The organism is Actinosynnema sp. NPDC037264 (assembly GCF_055603705.1).
The window spans coordinates 1,766-3,462 of the sequence record NZ_JBVJVK010000127.1 but is presented as its reverse complement, the minus strand read 5'-3'; the positions used below and the strand labels follow the sequence as shown (position 1 = coordinate 3,462).

The 1,697-nt window shown below is 57.3% G+C and carries 1 rRNA gene (cut by a window edge); it reads right to left on the bottom strand.

What is annotated here, in order from left to right:
* Positions 1–1,264, bottom strand: a 23S ribosomal RNA gene (locus ACZ7GX_RS45605) (it extends 1,485 nt beyond the left edge of the window).
* Between the last annotated feature and the right edge of the window lie 433 nt (positions 1,265–1,697).

Here is a 1,697-nt window from a genome sequence, read left to right as displayed (position 1 = left end):
GCATTACACTGAAATGACACGGCTTCGGCGGTGTGCTTGAGCCCCGCTACATTGTCGGCGCAGGACCACTTGACCAGTGAGCTATTACGCACTCTTTAAAGGGTGGCTGCTTCTAAGCCAACCTCCTGGTTGTCTGGGCGACCCCACATCCTTTCCCACTTAGCACACACTTAGGGGCCTTAGCCGGCGTTCTGGGCTGTTTCCCTCTCGACTACGAAGCTTATCCCCCGCAGTCTCACTGCCGCGCTCTCACGTACCGGCATTCGGAGTTTGGTTGATTTCGGTAAGCTTGTGGGCCCCCTAGACCATCCAGTGCTCTACCTCCGGCACGAAACACACGACGCTGCACCTAAATGCATTTCGGGGAGAACCAGCTATCACGGAGTTTGATTGGCCTTTCACCCCTAACCACAGCTCATCCCCCAGGTTTTCAACCCTGGTGGGTTCGGGCCTCCACGCGGTCTTACCCACGCTTCACCCTGGCCATGGCTAGATCACTCCGCTTCGGGTCTAGACCACGCGACTCTGACGCCCTATTCGGACTCGCTTTCGCTACGGCTACCCCACACGGGTTAACCTCGCCACGCAGCACTAACTCGCAGGCTCATTCTTCAAAAGGCACGCCGTCACCCCGAAAGGCTCCGACGGATTGTAGGCACACGGTTTCAGGTACTATTTCACTCCCCTCCCGGGGTACTTTTCACCTTTCCCTCACGGTACTAGTCCGCTATCGGTCACCAGGGAGTATTCAGGCTTAGCGGGTGGTCCCGCCAGATTCACAGCGAATTTCACGAGTACGCTGCTACTTGGGAACACCGTCAGGAGACACCGGGTTTTCACGTACGGGACTTTCACCCTCTACGGCCACGCTTTCCAGACGCGTTCCGCTAACCACAGTGTTTTATGACTCCTCGACCGTCCGGCAGAACGATCAGACAGGTCCCACGACCCCGTACACGCAACCCCTGCCGGGTATCACACGAATACGGTTTAGCCTCTTCCGCTTTCGCTCGCCACTACTCACGGAATCACGGTTGTTTTCTCTTCCTGCGGGTACTGAGATGTTTCACTTCCCCGCGTTCCCTCCACACGCCCTATGTGTTCAGGCGTGGGTGACCCCACATGACTGGGGCCGGGTTTCCCCATTCGGACACCCTTGGATCTCAGCTCGGTTGACAGCTCCCCAAGGCTTTTCGCAGTCTCCTACGTCCTTCATCGGCTCCTGGTGCCAAGGCATCCACCGTATGCCCTTAATAACTTGCCACAAAGATGCTCGCATCCACTGTGCAGTTCTCAAAGAACAACCAGACACCGCCCCGCTACTGCCCACGCCTACCGGCCCGAAGACCAGCGGTTCGCGGACGGAGACCGTCCTGTCGTTTCTCGCTGAAAGAGACACAAGCGTGTTCTCTCAGGACCCAACAGCGTACCGAACAGAAGACTTGAACCCTCGACGATCCCTTCCACGCCCTTACGGACAGTACTAACACCGTCGACAACCCGAGATTCTGTATATAGCCAGCATCCACATCATTGAGCAACCATCCGACGATCATTCGCCGCCGGCATGGCCCTCCATCCTGGCAAGCCAGGATGAGAGATGCTCCTTAGAAAGGAGGTGATCCAGCCGCACCTTCCGGTACGGCTACCTTGTTACGACTTCGTCCCAATCGCCAGTCCCACCTTCGACCGCTCCC